Source organism: Streptomyces pseudovenezuelae, assembly GCF_001513955.1.
GTDB lineage: Bacteria > Actinomycetota > Actinomycetes > Streptomycetales > Streptomycetaceae > Streptomyces > Streptomyces pseudovenezuelae.
This window is the reverse complement of the sequence record NZ_KQ948152.1, coordinates 512,394-528,450: the sequence shown is the minus strand read 5'-3', so window position 1 is coordinate 528,450 and position 16,057 is coordinate 512,394. Positions and strand designations below refer to the sequence as shown.

Below are 16,057 nucleotides of genomic sequence, written 5' to 3'. Positions count from 1 at the left end.
AGGGTATCAACATATCTGGCGTTGATTTTTGGCACGCTGTTGAGTTCTCAAGGAACGGACGCTTCCTTTGTACTCACCCTCTCGGGCTTTCCTCCGGGCGCTTCCCTTCGCTGTTCCAAACTCTATCAGTGTTTTTCCGGCCCCCTGACCACCGTTCTGCAGACATGCAGAAAGTGACCCCGAGTTAGGATCTGACAAGTTGGATGCTGCCCGGCTGGGACGCTCGGTGGCGCCGCTCGGCCTCAAGCAGGAGTACGACTGTACACGGGGCCTCGAAGACGGTGCAAATCGCTTGGACTGGTGGTCTAGACCACTAGCGGGTATCTTCCGTGCGGAGCCCTTACTTCATCTGACATACGCTGCTGGACAGCGCCGCCCGAGACAGGCAGTGACGGCGCATATACGCAGCTCCACCCCTGGGAGGCTTCCCATGACCACCGTGACGTCCCCTCTTGCAGGACGCGCCATCGGACTGGCCGCCGTGCCGGATCCGGTCTTCTCCGGGGCCATGGTCGGCCCGGGTACGGCGATCGAACCCGTACGTGAACCGTCCGAGGCCGTCGCGCCCGTCGACGGCGTGATCGTCTCTCTCCACCCGCACGCGTTCGTTGTCGTGGACGAGCAGGGACACGGCGTGCTCGTCCACCTCGGTATCGACACCGTGCAGCTCAACGGTGAGGGGTTCGAGCTGCTGGTGAGCAAGGGCGACACCGTCACGCGCGGGCAGGCGATCGTGCGCTGGAACCCGGCTGCCGTCGAGGCCGCCGGCAAGTCCGCCGTCTGCCCGGTCGTGGCTCTGGAGGCCACGGTCGAGGCTCTCTCCGAACTCCGTGACAACGGCGATGTGAAGGCCGGCGACAGTCTCTTCAGCTGGAAGTGACGTCAGTGCCGTCGTGCGACGGCGACTAGAGACGACAACCACCGCGGCGGCGGGACCCGCCGCACTATCGGAGACGGGTGAGATGGACACAACGCTGCGAGGCGTCGGCGTGAGCCACGGTGTGGCGATCGGCGAGGTTCGGCACATGGGAACGGCGGTGCTGGAGCCGCCTGCCAAGCAGATCCCGGCGCAGGACGCGGAGCGCGAACAGGGGAACGCCCGCAAGGCAGTGGAAGCTGTGGCGGCCGACCTGATGGCGCGCGGCAATCTGGCGGGGGGCGAAGCCCAGGCGGTGCTCGAGGCGCAGGCCATGATGGCCCAGGATCCCGAATTGATCGCGGACGTGGACCGGCGTATCGCCGTCGGCAGCACGGCCGAGCGCGCCGTGTACGACGCGTTCGCCGCGTACCGGGAGCTTTTGGCGGGTGCCGGTGAGTACCTCGCCGGACGTGTAGCGGACCTCGACGACGTGCGGAATCGTATCGTCGCTCGGCTTCTCGGCGTGCCGATGCCGGGTATCCCCGACAGCGACGAGCCGTACGTCCTCGTGGCGCGTGACCTCGCTCCCGCCGACACCGCTCTGCTGGACCCGACACTCGTTCTGGGTTTCGTCACCGAGGAGGGTGGGCCGACCAGCCACAGCGCGATTCTGGCGCGGGCGCTCGGTGTGCCGGCCGTCGTGGCGCTGCCGGGTGCGGGTGAGCTGGCCGAGGGCACGGTCATCGCTGTCGACGGCAGCACCGGCGACATCTTCGTGAACCCGAGCGAGGAGAAGAAGGCCGAGCTGGAGGCCGCTGCCGCTGAGCGGAAGGCGGCGCTCGCCGCGTCGACGGGTCCGGGGGCCACCGCCGACGGTCACAAGGTGCCGCTGCTGGCGAACGTCGGTGGTCCGGCGGACGTGCCCGCAGCGGTCGAGGCGGGGGCGGAGGGTGTGGGTCTGTTCCGTACCGAGTTCCTCTTCCTCGACGACAGCAAGAACGCTCCGTCCGAGGAGAAGCAGGTCGAGGCGTACCGCCAGGTCCTTGAGGCGTTTCCCGAGGGTCGTGTGGTGGTCCGGGTGCTGGACGCGGGCGCGGACAAGCCGCTGGACTTCCTGACACCGGCCGACGAGCCGAACCCGGCGCTGGGTGTGCGTGGTCTGCGGACGCTGCTGGATCACCCCGAGGTGCTGCGTACCCAGCTGACGGCGCTCGCCAAGGCCGCCGAGGGGCTGCCGGTCTACCTTGAGGTCATGGCCCCGATGGTGGCGGACCGTGCCGACGCCAAGGCGTTCGCCGACGCGTGCCGTGCGGCCGGGCTGCGGGCGAAGTTCGGCGCGATGGTGGAGATCCCCTCCGCTGCCCTGCGGGCGCGGTCGATTCTGCAGGAGGTCGAGTTCCTGTCGCTGGGGACCAACGACCTCGCGCAGTACACCTTCGCCGCCGACCGTCAGGTGGGTGCGGTGTCGCGGCTGCAGGATCCGTGGCAGCCCGCGCTGCTCGACCTGGTCGCGCTGTCCGCCGAGGCGGCGAAGGCCGAGGGCAAGAGCTGTGGTGTCTGTGGTGAGGCGGCGTCCGACCCGCTGCTCGCCTGCGTGCTGACCGGGCTTGGTGTCACCTCGCTCTCCATGGGAGCGGCGTCCCTTCCTTATGTCCGGGCGACGCTGGCGAAGTACACGCTGGCGCAGTGCGAGCGTGCGGCCTCGGCCGCGCGGGCCGCCGACAGTGCCGACGAGGCGCGTGCCGCGGCGCAGGCGGTGCTGTCGGGCGAGTAGTCGGACCGGATCGGCCGGCTGACGTGGTCCGGAGGGCGCTCCACCCGCGGGTGGGGCGCCCTCTGCCTGTGTTCAGTGGCTGTGGGGCGGCGTCCGTCCTTCCGGTCCGAGGTCGGGGGGCACGCAGTAGTCGACGTCCGATTCCGGGGAGATCAGATCGCCGGAGTCGACGTCGGTGCAGTAGGCGTCGAAGACCTCTCCCGCGGTGAGGGGTTCGAGGCCGTCGCCGCGCAGGCGCCAGCCGTAGATGCGGTCGGTGGTTCCGGGGGCGCTGGTGCGCATGACCAGTCCGCCGGGGCTCCGGGTGGCGATGCCGAGTGCGAGGACCGTGGTGAATTCGAGGGCCTCGGCCTCGTCGAGGTGTACGGATCCGTCGGCGCTCTCGTCGGAGTGGAGCACGGAGACGAGCGTCTCCGGGGTTCCGGTGACGCTGCAGACGAGGTGGTGTTCGCCCGGCAGGGCGGTGTCGAGGATCCGGAGGAGGAGGTCCGAGGCGCGGGTGAAGGCCGCGCGGCCGATGTCCTCTCCGCAGGAACCGCAGGTGCCGAGGCGCGCGAGGAGTGTGGTCGCGTACTCCCAGGTGGCCTGGCGGACGGCCTCGTCCACGAGGGCGGGTACGAGGTCGGAGAGCGGCTGGCCCTCGTACGGGAGTGTCGGGCCGGTGCCGGCGAGTTCGGCCGTGAAGCGTGTGCGGCTCGACGGGATGTCCGGGTCGAGGCCCGTCTCCTCGCAGAAGTCGGCGTACTCCTGGGGATCGAAGAGGGCGACCGTGGTGTGGCTGCCCTGTGCGGCGCGGGTCCTCAGCAGGTCGTCGACCTGCTTCAGGTAGGTCGCGTGGTCGTCGAAGGTGAAGGTGCGGTAGCGCCGCATGGCGCGGAAGTCGTGTTCGTCGGTGAGCAGCCCGATGGTGCCGGCGATTTCGCGGCGCAGGACGCGTCGCATCGTCTGGTGGTCGGTGTGCGCCATGTTTTCCCCCTGTGCGCAGTCGATCAATGCTCACTCACAGTAATCGGCGGCACTGACAATGCGGGCTGAGTGAGGCGCTTGCGGACCAGTCGGTGCTGGACTGCGCAGGTCAGAGCGATGCCTGTGCCGAAGGTCGCCCATCCTGCCGGGCCGGTGGCGATGGCGGCGGTGACCGCGAGTGGTCCGAAGGTGCGCTGCACGGACTGGGCCAGGCCGTGGACGCCGAGGTAGGCGCCCTGCGCGGTGTCGGGGGCGAGCGCCACGGAGAGTTCCCAGGAGACGGTGGCGTGGAGCATCTCGGCCATGGTGAAGGCGGCTGCCGCGGCGGTGAGGAGCGCGGTGGCGGTGACGGCTCCGCCCGTGGCCGCCAGTGCCATGGCGACGCCGCCGAGGGCGAAGGTGGCGGAGAGCGGGAGGAGCAGGTTCCGGGCTGCGGCTGTGGTGGTGCCGAAGCGGGCGAGGGGGACCTGGAGTGCCACGACCATGACGTTGTTGAGGACCATCAGGAGTGGGGCGAGTCCGTTCGGGGCGGTGCTCTCGTGTGCGATCCACAGGGGCAGGCCCACCTTGAACACCGCGTCGTCGAGGAAGAGGACGGCCTCGGTGGCGACGTAGGCGAGATAGGTGCGGTCGCGCCACGGATTCGCCGGTCCAGTCGTCGGGGTCGGGTGCTTCGAGGTGATGACGGTGCGGGAGGGGGACAGGGGTTCGCCGCAGCGCAGGGTGAGAAGTGCCGAGGCTAGGAAGGACAGGGCGTCTCCGGCGAGGAGCCACTGGTAGGCGGTGGTGGTGCCGAGCGCCAGGGCGGCTGCGGCGGCGAGGCCTCCCAGCGCCCAGCCGGCGTTGGCGACGGTTCGGTGGAAGGCCTGGTAGCGGACGCGCTCCGGGCCGGCGACCCGGGTGGCGCAGAGCTTGGTGAGGATGCTGGCGGCGCGGTCGCCGAGGCAGCCCACCGCCGAGAAGGCAATGAGCAGAGCGTAGTTGTCGGTGGTCAGCAGGGCGCAGGAGGCGACGGCACGCATGAGCTGGACGGTCAGCAGGACACGGGTGACCGGGAACCGGTCGGCGAGCTTGCCGCCGACCGGTGCGCCCGCGATACCGATGGCGCCGGCGGCAGCGGCGAGGGTGCCGACCTGGGCCAGGGAGAGTTCGGAGACGTAGGTGAAGTAGAGGACGGAGACGGACGCCCACAGTCCGCTGCCGATGCGGTCGACGAGCGCGATCGCGAGCATTCTGCGCCCGTCGCGCCCTCCCGGAACGCTTCTCGACCATGCTGCCGCGCGCCGTGTCGGATGCACTGCTCCCCCTTGTCCGCTTGCTTTTCATTTATGTACTGATACATACTTGGCTACGTGGCAACACAATATGGGATCAGTGGTACGACGGCCAAGGGAATTGCTGCCTCCGTCGAACGGGCCGTGGCCGAGGGTTCTTTGGCGCCGGGGACGGCGTTGCCTCCGGTGCGGCGCCTCGCGGACGACCTCGGCGTGAGCCCGGGGACGGTCGCGACGGCGTACAAGGAACTGCGGCAGCGCGGGATCGTGGTCACCCGGGGCCGCGGCGGGACCGTGGTGGCACCGGCCCCGGCGGTGGCGTCGCGTCGGCCGCCCAAAGTGCCCGAGGGGCTGCGGGACCTGGCGGGCGGGCACCCCGATCCTCGGCTGCTGCCCGGGCTGGTGCCGCCCTCCCGGTTGTCCCCCGGCGCCCGTTCGCACCGTTCGACGCCCCGGCTGGCGCGGCTCGAGGACGCCGTACGCGCGTGGCTGGGGCCCGATGGCGTACCGGTGGAGCATGTGACCTTCGCGCACGGGGCGTTGGATCTGGTCGGGCGGCTGCTCTCCGTCGAGCTGCGGCCCGGTGACGCCGTGGCGATGGAGGATCCCGGGTACCACCATGTGCTCGATCTGGTCACGGCGTTGGGGCTGCGCATGATCCCCGTCGCGGTCGACGACGAGGGAGTGTCGCCCGAGGCCGTGCGCGCGGCGCTGCGAGCGGGGGCGCGGGCGCTGGTGTGCAGTCCGCGGGCGCAGAATCCGTACGGCGGGCGCTTCACCGCCGAGCGTCAGGAGGCGCTGTTGGCCGTGCTCCGGGAACACCCCGAGGTGCTGGTCGTGGAGAACGACCACGCTTCCGCCGTCGCCGACGCCCCGTTGCGGACCCTGACGGGCGCGGGGCTGTCGCGCTGGGTGCATGTGCGGACGGTGAGCAAGTTCCTGGGGACGGACCTGCGGTGGGCGGCCGCCGCGTGTGATCCGATCACGCTGGGCCGGCACGACGGGCGGCTGCTGCTGACGTCCGGCTGGGTCAGTCATCTGCTCCAGGAGACGGTGTACGGCCTTCTCGCCGACGAGCACACGCGCGCGTTGGTCGCTCGTGCCGGGGAGACCTACACCGTGCGCCGCAACGCGCTGGTACGGGAGCTCGGCGACCGGGGCATCGAGGCGCACGGGGTGAGCGGGATGAACGTATGGGTGCCCGTCCGGGACGAGTCGGCCGTGGTGAACGGGCTGCGGTCGTACGGCTGGTGGGTCGCTGCCGGGGCCCGGTTCCGGCTGTCGGCCGGGCCGGGCGTGCGGATCACTGCCGCCGAGCTGGAGCCGGCCGACGCGGCCCGGCTGGCCTCGGACTTCGCCGGCGTGCTCGGTGAGTCCGAGGCCACCTACGGGGGGTGACCGGCTCGGTCAGGCGCGCTTGCGGGCCAGGTCCTCGTAGAAGTGGAGCAGGTCGAGGTTGTCGATGGAGCCCGGGTTGACCGCCTTCTCCAGCGGGGCGCCCTGCAGGAGGCGCTTGACGGGAACCTCGATGCGCTTTCCGGTGAGGGTGTGCGGGATGCCGGGGACCTCGATGACCTCGTCCGGGATGTGGCGGGGTGAGAGGTTCTCGCGGATGGTCCGCTTGATGCGGTCGAGGAGGGCCTGGTTGAGGACGGCACCGGGAGCCAGGTGCACGAACAGCGGCATCCAGTAGCCGCCGTCGGGCTGTTCGATGCCGATGACCAGGGATTCCTTGATCTCGGGGAGCCGCTCCACGGCCTCGTAGATGTCGGCCGAACCCATGCGGACGCCCTGGCGGTTGAGCGTCGAGTCGGACCGGCCGTGGATGACGACCGAACCGCGCGAGGTGAGCGTGATCCAGTCGCCGTGCCGCCACACTCCGGGATAGGTGTCGAAGTAACTGTCGTGATAGCGGCTGCCGTCGGGGTCGTTCCAGAAGTGGATCGGCATGGACGGCATGGGGTTGGTCACAACGAGCTCACCGACCTCGTCGATCAGGGGGTTGCCGCTCTGGTCCCAGGACTGGAGGTCGGTGCCCAGGCTCGGCGCCTGGAGTTCGCCGATGTACACGGGCAGGGTCGGTACGGCGCCCGCGAAGCAGGAGCACACGTCCGTGCCGCCGCTGACGGAGGCGATCCACAGGTCCTCGCGGACCTCGTCGTGCAACCAGCGGAAGCCGTCGGGGGGCAGCGGGGAGCCGGTGGTGGCCACGCACTGCACCTTGGAGAGGTCGAAGTCGCGTCCTGGGTGCACGTCGGCCTTGCGGCAGGCCATGACGTACGCGGCCGAGGTGCCGTACAGGGTGGCGCCTGTGCGTTCGGCGATCCGCCACTGGGCGCCCGTGTCGGGATGGCCGGGGCTGCCGTCGTACAGGACGACAGTGGTGCCCGTGAGGAGGCCGGAGACGAGGAAGTTCCACATCATCCAGCCCGTGGAGGTGTACCAGAAGAAACGGTCCTCGGGGCCGAGGTCGCAGTGCAGGCCGAGCTGCTTGAGGTGCTCGACGAGGATGCCGCCCTGCGACTGGACGATCGCCTTGGGCAGGCCCGTCGTGCCGGAGGAGTAGAGGACCCACAGGGGATGCGCGAACGGCACCTGCTCGAAGACCGGTTCCGTGTCCGCGCGCGTGAGGGCGTCCCACTCCAGGGCGCCTTCAGGAGCCTCGGTGCCGAGGAGCGGGATGTGGACGACGGCACGCAGGGAGGGCAGTTCGCGGCGGAGTTCGGCGACCGTCTCGCGGCGGTCGTGCTCCTTGCCGCCGTAGCGGTAGCCGTCGACGGTGAACAGGACGACCGGTTCGACCTGCTGGAAGCGGTCCAGGACGCTGCGGGCGCCGAAGTCGGGGGCGCAGGAAGTCCAGACGGCGCCCACGGCGGCCGTGGCCAGGAGGGCGACGACGGCCTGCGGGATGTTCGGGAGGTAGCCGCTGACGCGGTCTCCGGGCCGGACACCCAGGGCGCGCAGCTCGGCGGTCAGGGAGCCCACCTGGCGACGCAGTTCGGACCAGGTCACCGGGACCGGCTCATGGGTCTCGTCGACGTGCAGGAGGGCGGGTTCGTCCGGGCGGCTCTCGGCCGCGCGCAGCGCGTGCTCCGCGTAGTTGAGGGTGGCGCCGGGGAACCACTGGGCGCCGGGCATCGAGCGGTCGCCGAGCACGCGCGCGTAGGGCGTCGAGAACCGTACGTCGAACCACTGGGTGAGGGCTTCCCAGAACGGCTCCAGCTCGTCCACGGACCAGCGGTGGAGCGCCGGGTAGCCTCCCTCGGCCGGGGCGCCGTGGTGCTCGGCCGCCCATGCCTGGAACCTGGTCACCTGGGACCGGGCGAGGCGCTGCGGATCTGGCTGCCAGAGCGGCTGGGGATTCACGGTCGACATGAGGGCTCCCGGACTGTGCGCGTCGTGTGCGTCTCCCGCGCACGGGCCAGGGGTGTGCGCGTGACGCGGCTGACAGGGACGATGCCATGTGATCAACTTCAACGCCAGGGTGCGCCCCACATAGTCCGTGTCGTGAAGATGTGGCCCCGGCACGGGTGAACGGAAGTTGAACGGCACCCACGGGTGGGGCGGTGAGTGGCAGGGTGAGCAGCATGAACGGTCGTGACCTGGTGCGTTCGGTGAAGGCGTTCGGTTCGGCGGGGGCGCCCCAGGGGTTGCGTACCGTGCGGGCCGCGTGGCGCAGGAGGCGTACCGACGCGATCGGGCTGCCGGCGCGGGGGGCCGAGCGGGCCCGGGTGCCGGGGCAGGTGCAGGACGCGGAGCCGGCTCCCGGCGGGGGTGTCGTCCGGTTCAGCCGCTCCGAGCTGCGGATCGTCGTCGCGGTGAACGGGGCGGTCTTCTGGGGGTGGGACGGCGCCGGGCCGGAGCCGTCGTACGCGCTCGCGGGCCGCTGCCCGGAGCCGGATCCCCGGGCGGTCCTGGAGCCGGACAAGGACGGCGGCTGGCGGGTCGTCGCCGAGCGGGCCACGGTCATGGTGTCGCGGCACGGAGCGGTCGAGGTGCGTACGCCCGGCGGGGTGACCCTGCGCCGGGATCTGCCGCCCCGCTGGTGGGAACCGGTGGCCGGGGGCGAGGCGCGCTGGATGCAACGGTCGGAGGTGGCCGCCGACGCCCGGTTCTTCGGGCTGGGGGGACGGGCCTCGGGGCCCCGGTTGCGGGACGGAACGTATCGGCTGTGGAACACCGACCCCGGCCGGGCCTTCGGGCCGGGCGATGATCCCCTGTACGTCACGATGCCGGTGCAGCTGGTGGTGGCCGACGCCGCCACCCATCTCGTGTTCCACGACACCTCGTGGGACGGCACCGTGACCCTGCGGGAGGGCGAGGAGGGGGCCGGCTCCGGGCACGACCGGGTGGGGATGTCCGAGCTGCGGATGACCGGCGGTCCGCTGCGCTGCTGGGTGATGGTGGGCACTCCCGCGCGCGTGCTGCTCGCCTGGGCCTCGCTGACCGGTGCGCCCGCGCTGCCGCCGTCCTGGGCGCTCGGCCATCATCACGCCCGCTGGGGCTTCGGCAGCGAGCAGGAGGTCCGGCGGATCGTCGCCGGCTACCAGGAGCGGGGTCTGCCGCTCGACGCCGTCCACCTGGACATCGACCACTACGACGAGCACCAGGTGTTCACGGTCGACCAGGAGCGCTTTCCCAAGCTGCCCCAACTGGCCGGGGAGCTGCTGCGGGACGGGATCCGGCTGGTGTCGATCGTCGACCCGGCGGTCAAGGCGGCGCCCGGCAACGCCGTCCACGACAGCGGGACGGCCGAGGACGCCTTCGTGCGGGACGCGGCGGGTCGGCTCGTGAAGGGGGTCGTGTGGCCCGGGGAGGCGCTCTATCCGGACTTCACGCACGCGCGTGTGCGTGCGTGGTGGGGTCGCCTCTACCAGGAGCGGCTCGCGGCGGGGTTCGCGGGCTTCTGGCACGACATGAACGAGCCCACGTCCTTCAACGCGTTCGGTGAGTCCACCCTGCCGCGGTCGGCCAGACACGCCCTGGAGGGCCGCGGCGGCGACCATCAGGAGGCGCACAACGTCTACGCGCTGTGCATGGCCCGGGCGGGTTACGAGGGTCTGCGCGAGCTGGTGCCCGGCGAGCGGCCGTTCCTGTTCTCGCGCTCCGGCTGGGCCGGCATACAACGGTACGGGGGCGCCTGGTCCGGTGACGTGGCCACCGGCTGGCCGGGCCTGCGGGCCTCGCTGTCGCTCGTGATGGGGCTCGGGCTGTGCGGGGTGCCGTACTCGGGTCCGGATGTGGGGGGCTACGACGGGCACCCCTCGCCCGAGCTGTATCTGCGCTGGTTCCAGCTCGGCGCCTATCTGCCGCTGTTCCGTACCCACGCGGGCCTGCGGGCCGGGCGCAGGGAGCCGTGGGAGTTCGGGGCCGAGGTGCTGGAGCACGCACGCGTGGCGCTCGTGGAACGCCGGCGGCTGCTGCCGTACTTCATGACGCTCGCGCAACTGGCCCGGCGTACCGGAGCGCCTTATGTACGGCCCCTGTGGTGGTCCGTGCCCGAGGACCGCGCCCTGCGGGACTGCGAGGACGCCTTCCTGCTCGGTGACAGCCTGCTCGTGGCCCCGGTGCTCGATCCGGGCAGCGACCAGCGTGCGGTGCAGCTGCCGCGGGGGCGCTGGTACGACACGGCCACGGAGCAGGTGTACGAGGGGCCGGGACAGGTCCTGGTCGACGCCCCGCTGTCGCGGATCCCGGTGCTCGCGCGCGCGGGCGCCGTCATTCCGGTGCGGGGGGACGACGGCGGGATCGAGCTGGAGGTGTGGGCTCCCGCCCGGGGACGGAGCGGGGGCGGGCTGGTCGTCCGGGATGCGGGCGACGGTTGGGACGAACCGGAGATCGAACGCTACGTCGCCCGCTGGGAGGGTCGGAAGCTGGTCGTCCAGCGGGAGGGCGAGGACGGCTTGAGCGAGCCGTCCCACCCGGTGCGGCTGCGCGGACCGGGAGCGCGCTGAGAGTCAGAGGTAGCGGCCCTCGAACCAGGCCCGGACGGCCAGCGTGTGCAGCGGGAAGGCGAGTTCCTCCGCCCGGCGCAGGAGGTGCCAGCCCTCCGTCTCGTCCGTGGCCGCGGACTGCGGGAGACCCTCGGCGGGACGCTCCGGCAGCGCCCCGAACAGCAGAAGGTGGCCGTCGGGCGAGCTCAGTGCGTCGACGAGCCGTACGTCGCGGGCGGCCGACTCGATGCCGGTCTCTTCCTTGAGCTCGCGGACCAGGGCGTGCCGCCAGTCCTCGCGGTCGTCGATGAAGCCGCCGGGCAGCGCGATGCCTCCGCGCGCGGGTGCCACGGTTCGGGTGATGACGACCAGGGCGGTGCCCTGGGTGTCGTACACGGGCTGGAGTGCGACGGCGACCGGCAGGGGGTTGCGGTACGCGACGGTGTGGCACACGGGACAGGTGCGGGGCCAGCCCGCGACACCCTCTCCGTAGGGCGCTCCGCAGCTCGAACAGTGGGAGCCGGGCGTGGAGTTGGGGGTGGAGTGCTGAGTTTCGGACACGCCGCGGACTGTATCCGATCATCAGCTGTTCCGGTTCCGCCGGGCCCTCTGCCGCTTTGCGGCCGCCCGTGCCACACTTCTGACGACCCGTCAGATCTCGGCAGGGGAGGGCCTGTGCCGCGCACGCACACACCTGTGGTCGCCGGGTGGTTCGCCGGTGACGCAGACGACTTCACACTGCTCGGAACCCGCTGCTCCGCCTGCGTCTCGGTCTTCTTCCCGCGTGAGGACAACTGGTGCCGCAACCCCGGATGCGCCGGTGGCGATCTGGCGGAGATTCCCCTTTCGCGGCGCGGCCGGGTCTGGTCGTACACGGACAGCCGGTACCGGCCTCCGTCACCGTATGTGACCGATCCGGAACTTCCGTGGGAGCCGTGCACGTTGATCGCTGTGGAGCTGGCCGCCGAGCGGATCGTGGTGCTGGGGCAGGCGGTTCCCGGGGTCACCGTCGCCGATCTGGCCGTGGGCGCGGAGGTGGAGGTCGTCCCCGGGGTGCTCCATGAGGACGGGGAGACGGTCTGGACGACGTGGCGGTGGCGGCCGACGGGGGTGACGGCATGACGGGAGAGGTGGCGGTGCTCGGCGCGGGCATGCACCCATGGGGCAAGTGGGGGCGCGGCTTCGTCGAGTACGGCGTGGCGGCGGCTCGCGCGGCCCTGGCCGACGCCGGCCTGGAGTGGCGGGACGTCGGTTCGGTCGTCGGCGCGGACACCGTGCGGGGCGGCTATCCGGGCCATGTGGCGGGGGCGACCTTCGCCAGGGCGCTGGGCTGGCAGGGGGCCCGGGTCGCCAGCGTGTACGCGGCCTGCGCGTCCGGGGCGCAGGCGGTGGCCGCCGCGCGGGCGCAGATCCTGGCGGGACTGGCCGACGTGGTGCTCGTGGTGGGTGCCGACGCCGCTCCCAAGGGGTTCTTCCGGCCCGCGGGCGGCGACCGCCCCGACGACCCGGACTGGCTGCGGTTCCGGATTCTCGGCGCGACCAATCCGACCTACTTCGGGCTGTACGCGCGCCGGCGCATGGCGGTGCACGGCGACACGGTGGAGGACTTCGCGCAGGTCAAGGTGAAGAACTCGGCTCTGGGCGCGCTGAATCCGAACGCGCGCTACCGCAAGCGGGTGACCGCGGAAGAGGTCGCGGCCTCCGCCGTGGTCGCCGATCCGCTGCGGCTGCTCGACATCTGCGCCACCTCCGACGGCGCGGCGGCGCTGGTGCTCTCCAGCCTGGAGTTCGCGCGTCGCCGGGGCGTGACCGAGCCCGTGCGCATCAGGGCGGTGTCGACGGTCACACCGACGTATCCGAACACGGTGCTGGATCTGCCGGACATCGCGACGGACTCCGCCGCCGGGGTGGAGCCCGCCGCCGAGACGTTCCGGGCGTCGATCGCGCGCGCGGCCTACGAGGAGGCGGGGCTCGGGCCGGAGGATCTCTCCCTCGCGGAGGTCTACGACCTGTCCACCGCCCTGGAGTTGCAGTGGTACGAGGACCTCGGGCTGTGCGGGCAGGGCGAGGGCGCCAAGCTCCTGCGCGAGGGAGCGACAGCGCCCGGCGGGCGCATACCCGTCAACATGAGTGGTGGGCTCGCCTCCTTCGGCGAGGCGGTGCCGGCCCAGGCGATCGCCCAGGTGTGTGAGCTCACCTGGCAGCTGCGAGGTGCCGCGGGCGACCGCCAGGTGGAGCACGCACGGGCGGGAATCACCGCGAACCAGGGGCTGTTCGGGCACGGGTCGGCGGTGATCGCGGTGAGATGACCGGCCGGGCCGGGTCCGGAGAAAGGGTTTCCCCTACGCTGTGTGAGCACCCGGGAATCCTGCGTGAACGTCTCGTGAACTGGGCTTGGGCGTGGTCGCCGGGCGCCATCATGCTCCCGTGCGCTCCTGGATGGACACTCTCCGCTTCGCGTTCCAACCTGTGGTCAATCTGGCCACCGGCGGAGTCGCCGGGCTGGAGATACTCGCGCGCCCGGAGAGCGGCGACATCCTCGCGGAGGCCCGCCGCGACCCCGAACTGGACGGACAGCTCGCCGTGTTGGCGCTGAGGGCGGCGGCGCGCAGGGAAACCCTGCTGCCGCTGCACGTCAACGTGTTCGCGGGCACGCTCGCCGACCTCGGCGGCCTCACCCCGCTGCACCACGCGGTGCGGGACGTGGGGCGGCTGCCGTGGGAGGTCACGCTCGACGTGGGGCCGCCGTACACGCATGTGCCGCACCAGGCACTGCTGGAGGCGCTCGCCGAACTGCGGGAGCAGGGTTTCCGGATCAGCGCGGACGGCGTGGGCGACGGGGACGTACCCCTGAGACTCCTTGTCGACATGTCTCCCGACCTCGTGAAGCTGGACGCGTCGCTGCTGGTCCGGCCCTCGGCGGTGCGGGCGATGCGGACCCTGTGCGACGAGCTGGGAGCGCTCCTGTGCGTGGAGGCCGTGGAGACGGAACTGCAGTACGAGGCCGCGCTGTCGGCCGGTGCGCAGCTGGCGCAGGGCGCGCTGTTCGCGCCGCCGTCCCGGCTGCCCGCGGCGGAGGTGTACGTTCCGCCCCGCTCCCCCGCCGATGCGGCGCCCCCGCGGTCCGGTCCCTCGGTACGGGAGTTCGTGCGCCCCGCCGCCCTGTTGCCGGCCACCGCGTCCGCGGGGCAGGTGCGGGCCCTGCTGACCGGGTCGCCCGACGTGTCCGGGGTGCTGCTCGTGGACCGGCAGGGGGTGCCGTTCCGCTCGGTGCACCGGTCCCGCTTCCTGCTGTCGATGTCGGGGCGCTACGGACACGCCCTGTACGCCGACCGCCCCGCGGCCAAACTCGGCGATCCGCCGCGGACGGTGGGCGTCGACGCGACCGCCTGGGAGGTCCTGGACGTGGTCGCCGTCGGGGACCGGGACCGTACGTCGGACGACGTCGCCGTGGTCGACCGGTTCGGCCGCTGCGTGGGAGTCGTGCGGCTCGCGGATCTGGTACGGGCGCTGAGCGAGACCCGGGTGGAGGAGGCGGCCGGCCTCAACCCGCTGACGCGGCTGCCCGGTTCGGACGCGATCACGGACGAGGTGGACCGGCGTATCGCCGTCGGCCGGACGTTCGCGCTGAGCTGGCTGGACATCGACCACTTCAAGCAGGTCAACGACGGGGCGGGCTTCGCGGCGGGCGACGAGCTGATCCGTGAGGTGGGACGGACGCTGCTGCGCTCGGCGGTCGGCACCGCGCGCGTGGGGCACATCGGCGGGGACGACTTCCTGGTGCTGTCAGATCCGGAGGAACTGCCTCCGCAGGCCGCCGCCGTGCTGGACGCGCCCTGGGCCGCGGGCGGGCTGCAGGTGACGCTGTCCCTGGCCACCGTGGTGTGCCTGCCGGGCAGTGTGGCGGACCATCGGGAGGCGGCCGCCTGTCTGGCGCCGTTGAAGAAGGCCGCCAAGGCGCTCAGCGGCCCGAGCTGGGTCGTGGGGCGGGCAGGACTGCCGGGGCACGAGATCCGGCGCGGGACGGGGCCCCAGGCGCCTTCGGCGGGGTATGCGGTGGCGGAGCCGGGGAGGGGCTGACGGAGCGTCCGGCGAGGCGGCGCCCGGCTCGAAAGGGGCTCGGCCGGTCCCGAGCCGGTCGAGCAAGTCGGTTCGGGCGACCGCCCCAACCGTTGCCGTCGGCGACCTTGACGCTCCCCGGGGCCCGGTGAACACTTCGGGTGTCGGTCGACATCGCCGTACATTCTCGGCGTTCCAGGCACCACGCCGCGCGGGCCCCTCACGAGCCACGGCCCATACCCCCACAGGCGATTCGGCTGCGACGGCACGCTCGTCGCGGACGCCGGGCGGGGCGCGGGATCCTCCCTGGCCTCGGCAGTTCGCCAAGGGAACCGCAACCCTGCACGGGACCGGGGCGGGAACGTCCCGGGCCAGGGCCTAGGAGCCGCCATGAGCAACGGAGACGTATTCCTCGGTGAGGTCATCGGTACGGCGATCCTGATCCTCTTCGGCGCCGGCGTGGTCGCCGCCGTCGTACTCAACTACTCCAAGGCGAAGGACGCCGGCTGGGTCGTCATCGCGTTCGGCTGGGGCTTCGGCGTGCTGGCGGGGGCGTACACGGCCGCGCCGCTGTCCGGCGGGCATCTCAACCCCGCCGTCACGATCGGGATCGCCGTCGACACCGGGGACTGGGACCAGGTGCCGGTCTACATCGCCGGGCAGATGGTCGGCGCCATGCTCGGGGCGGTCCTGTGCTGGCTGACCTACTACGCGCAGTTCCGGGCCAACGCCGAGGAGGAGCTCGCCCAGCCCACGCTCGGGATCTTCTCCACCGCCCCGGCGATCCGCAATCCGGTGGCGAACCTGGTCACGGAGATCATCGCGACCGTCGGCCTGGTCCTGCCGATCCTGGCCTTCGGACTCACCAAGGGCCTGGGCGAGTCCGGGACCGCGGTCCTCGTCGTCGCCTTCCTGGTGGTCGGCATCGGCCTGTCGCTCGGCGGGCCCACCGGATACGCCATCAACCCGGCCCGTGACCTGGGCCCGCGCATCGTCCACACCCTGCTGCCGATCCCCAACAAGGGCACCTCGGACTGGGGTTACGCGTGGATCCCGGTGGTGGGACCGCTGATCGGCGGGGCCCTGTCCGGGGTGATCTTCAACGCGGCCTTCTGAGACACGGCCGCCTGAGTCAAGACCCGCTGGGACAAGGCCTTCTGAGACCCGCCCGTGTGAAACACGTCTTTTGGAA

Annotated in this window: 12 protein-coding genes; 8 read left to right on the top strand and 4 right to left on the bottom strand. The window is 71.7% G+C overall.

Going from position 1 to position 16,057, the window contains the following annotated elements:
- Positions 1-430 precede the first annotated feature (430 nt).
- A complete protein-coding gene (locus AQI94_RS36720; protein ID WP_031059261.1) occupies positions 431-880 on the top strand; it encodes a PTS sugar transporter subunit IIA in 450 nt (149 codons plus the stop codon).
- Positions 881-962: 82 nt separating this feature from the next.
- On the top strand, positions 963-2,633 hold the full coding sequence (ptsP, locus tag AQI94_RS36715) for a phosphoenolpyruvate--protein phosphotransferase (RefSeq protein ID WP_031059259.1): 1,671 nt from the start codon (positions 963-965) through the stop codon (positions 2,631-2,633).
- Positions 2,634-2,705: 72 nt separating this feature from the next.
- On the opposite strand, the gene AQI94_RS36710 is transcribed toward ptsP, so the two are convergent.
- Positions 2,706-3,599: a hypothetical protein gene (locus tag AQI94_RS36710; RefSeq protein WP_031059258.1), complete on the bottom strand. Its 894-nt coding sequence runs from the start codon at positions 3,597-3,599 to the stop codon at positions 2,706-2,708.
- 23 nt (positions 3,600-3,622) lie between these two features.
- Positions 3,623-4,831 (bottom strand): MFS transporter, encoded by a 1,209-nt coding sequence (locus tag AQI94_RS36705; protein WP_031059256.1) that lies wholly within the window; start codon positions 4,829-4,831, stop codon positions 3,623-3,625.
- 120 nt (positions 4,832-4,951) lie between these two features.
- Here AQI94_RS36705 and AQI94_RS36700 point away from each other — a divergent pair, with 120 nt between their 5' ends.
- A complete protein-coding gene (locus AQI94_RS36700) occupies positions 4,952-6,271 on the top strand; it encodes an aminotransferase class I/II-fold pyridoxal phosphate-dependent enzyme (RefSeq protein ID WP_037945308.1) in 1,320 nt (439 codons plus the stop codon).
- Positions 6,272-6,280: 9 nt separating this feature from the next.
- Here AQI94_RS36700 and AQI94_RS36695 read toward each other — a convergent pair whose 3' ends face one another.
- Positions 6,281-8,248: an acetoacetate--CoA ligase gene (locus AQI94_RS36695; RefSeq protein WP_031059252.1), complete on the bottom strand. Its 1,968-nt coding sequence runs from the start codon at positions 8,246-8,248 to the stop codon at positions 6,281-6,283.
- Positions 8,249-8,460: 212 nt separating this feature from the next.
- Between AQI94_RS36695 and AQI94_RS36690 the strand changes: the two genes are divergently transcribed.
- Complete coding sequence (locus tag AQI94_RS36690) at positions 8,461-10,827, top strand: glycoside hydrolase family 31 protein (RefSeq protein WP_031059249.1); 2,367 nt, start codon at positions 8,461-8,463, stop codon at positions 10,825-10,827.
- A gap of 3 nt (positions 10,828-10,830) precedes the next feature.
- Here AQI94_RS36690 and AQI94_RS36685 read toward each other — a convergent pair whose 3' ends face one another.
- Complete coding sequence (locus AQI94_RS36685; protein WP_031059247.1) at positions 10,831-11,367, bottom strand: NUDIX domain-containing protein; 537 nt, start codon at positions 11,365-11,367, stop codon at positions 10,831-10,833.
- A 135-nt stretch (positions 11,368-11,502) separates the two neighbouring features.
- Between AQI94_RS36685 and AQI94_RS36680 the strand changes: the two genes are divergently transcribed.
- The 4 genes from AQI94_RS36680 to AQI94_RS36665 all read left to right on the top strand — a co-directional run bounded on the left by AQI94_RS36680 (position 11,503) and on the right by AQI94_RS36665 (position 15,981).
- Complete coding sequence (locus tag AQI94_RS36680; protein ID WP_031059245.1) at positions 11,503-11,928, top strand: Zn-ribbon domain-containing OB-fold protein; 426 nt, start codon at positions 11,503-11,505, stop codon at positions 11,926-11,928.
- Positions 11,925-13,115 carry a lipid-transfer protein gene (locus AQI94_RS36675; protein WP_031059243.1) on the top strand — a complete coding sequence of 397 codons (1,191 nt, stop codon included), beginning with the start codon at positions 11,925-11,927 and terminating at the stop codon, positions 13,113-13,115. The genes AQI94_RS36680 and AQI94_RS36675 overlap by 4 nt, the downstream gene beginning before the upstream one ends.
- 118 nt (positions 13,116-13,233) lie before the next feature.
- Positions 13,234-14,886, top strand: coding sequence for a GGDEF domain-containing protein (locus AQI94_RS36670; RefSeq protein WP_031059241.1), 1,653 nt, complete (start codon positions 13,234-13,236; stop codon positions 14,884-14,886).
- Positions 14,887-15,255: 369 nt separating this feature from the next.
- The gene (locus tag AQI94_RS36665; protein WP_031059239.1) at positions 15,256-15,981 is read left to right on the top strand and encodes an MIP/aquaporin family protein; all 726 of its coding nucleotides are present in this window, start codon (positions 15,256-15,258) and stop codon (positions 15,979-15,981) included.
- Positions 15,982-16,057: the final 76 nt, after the last annotated feature.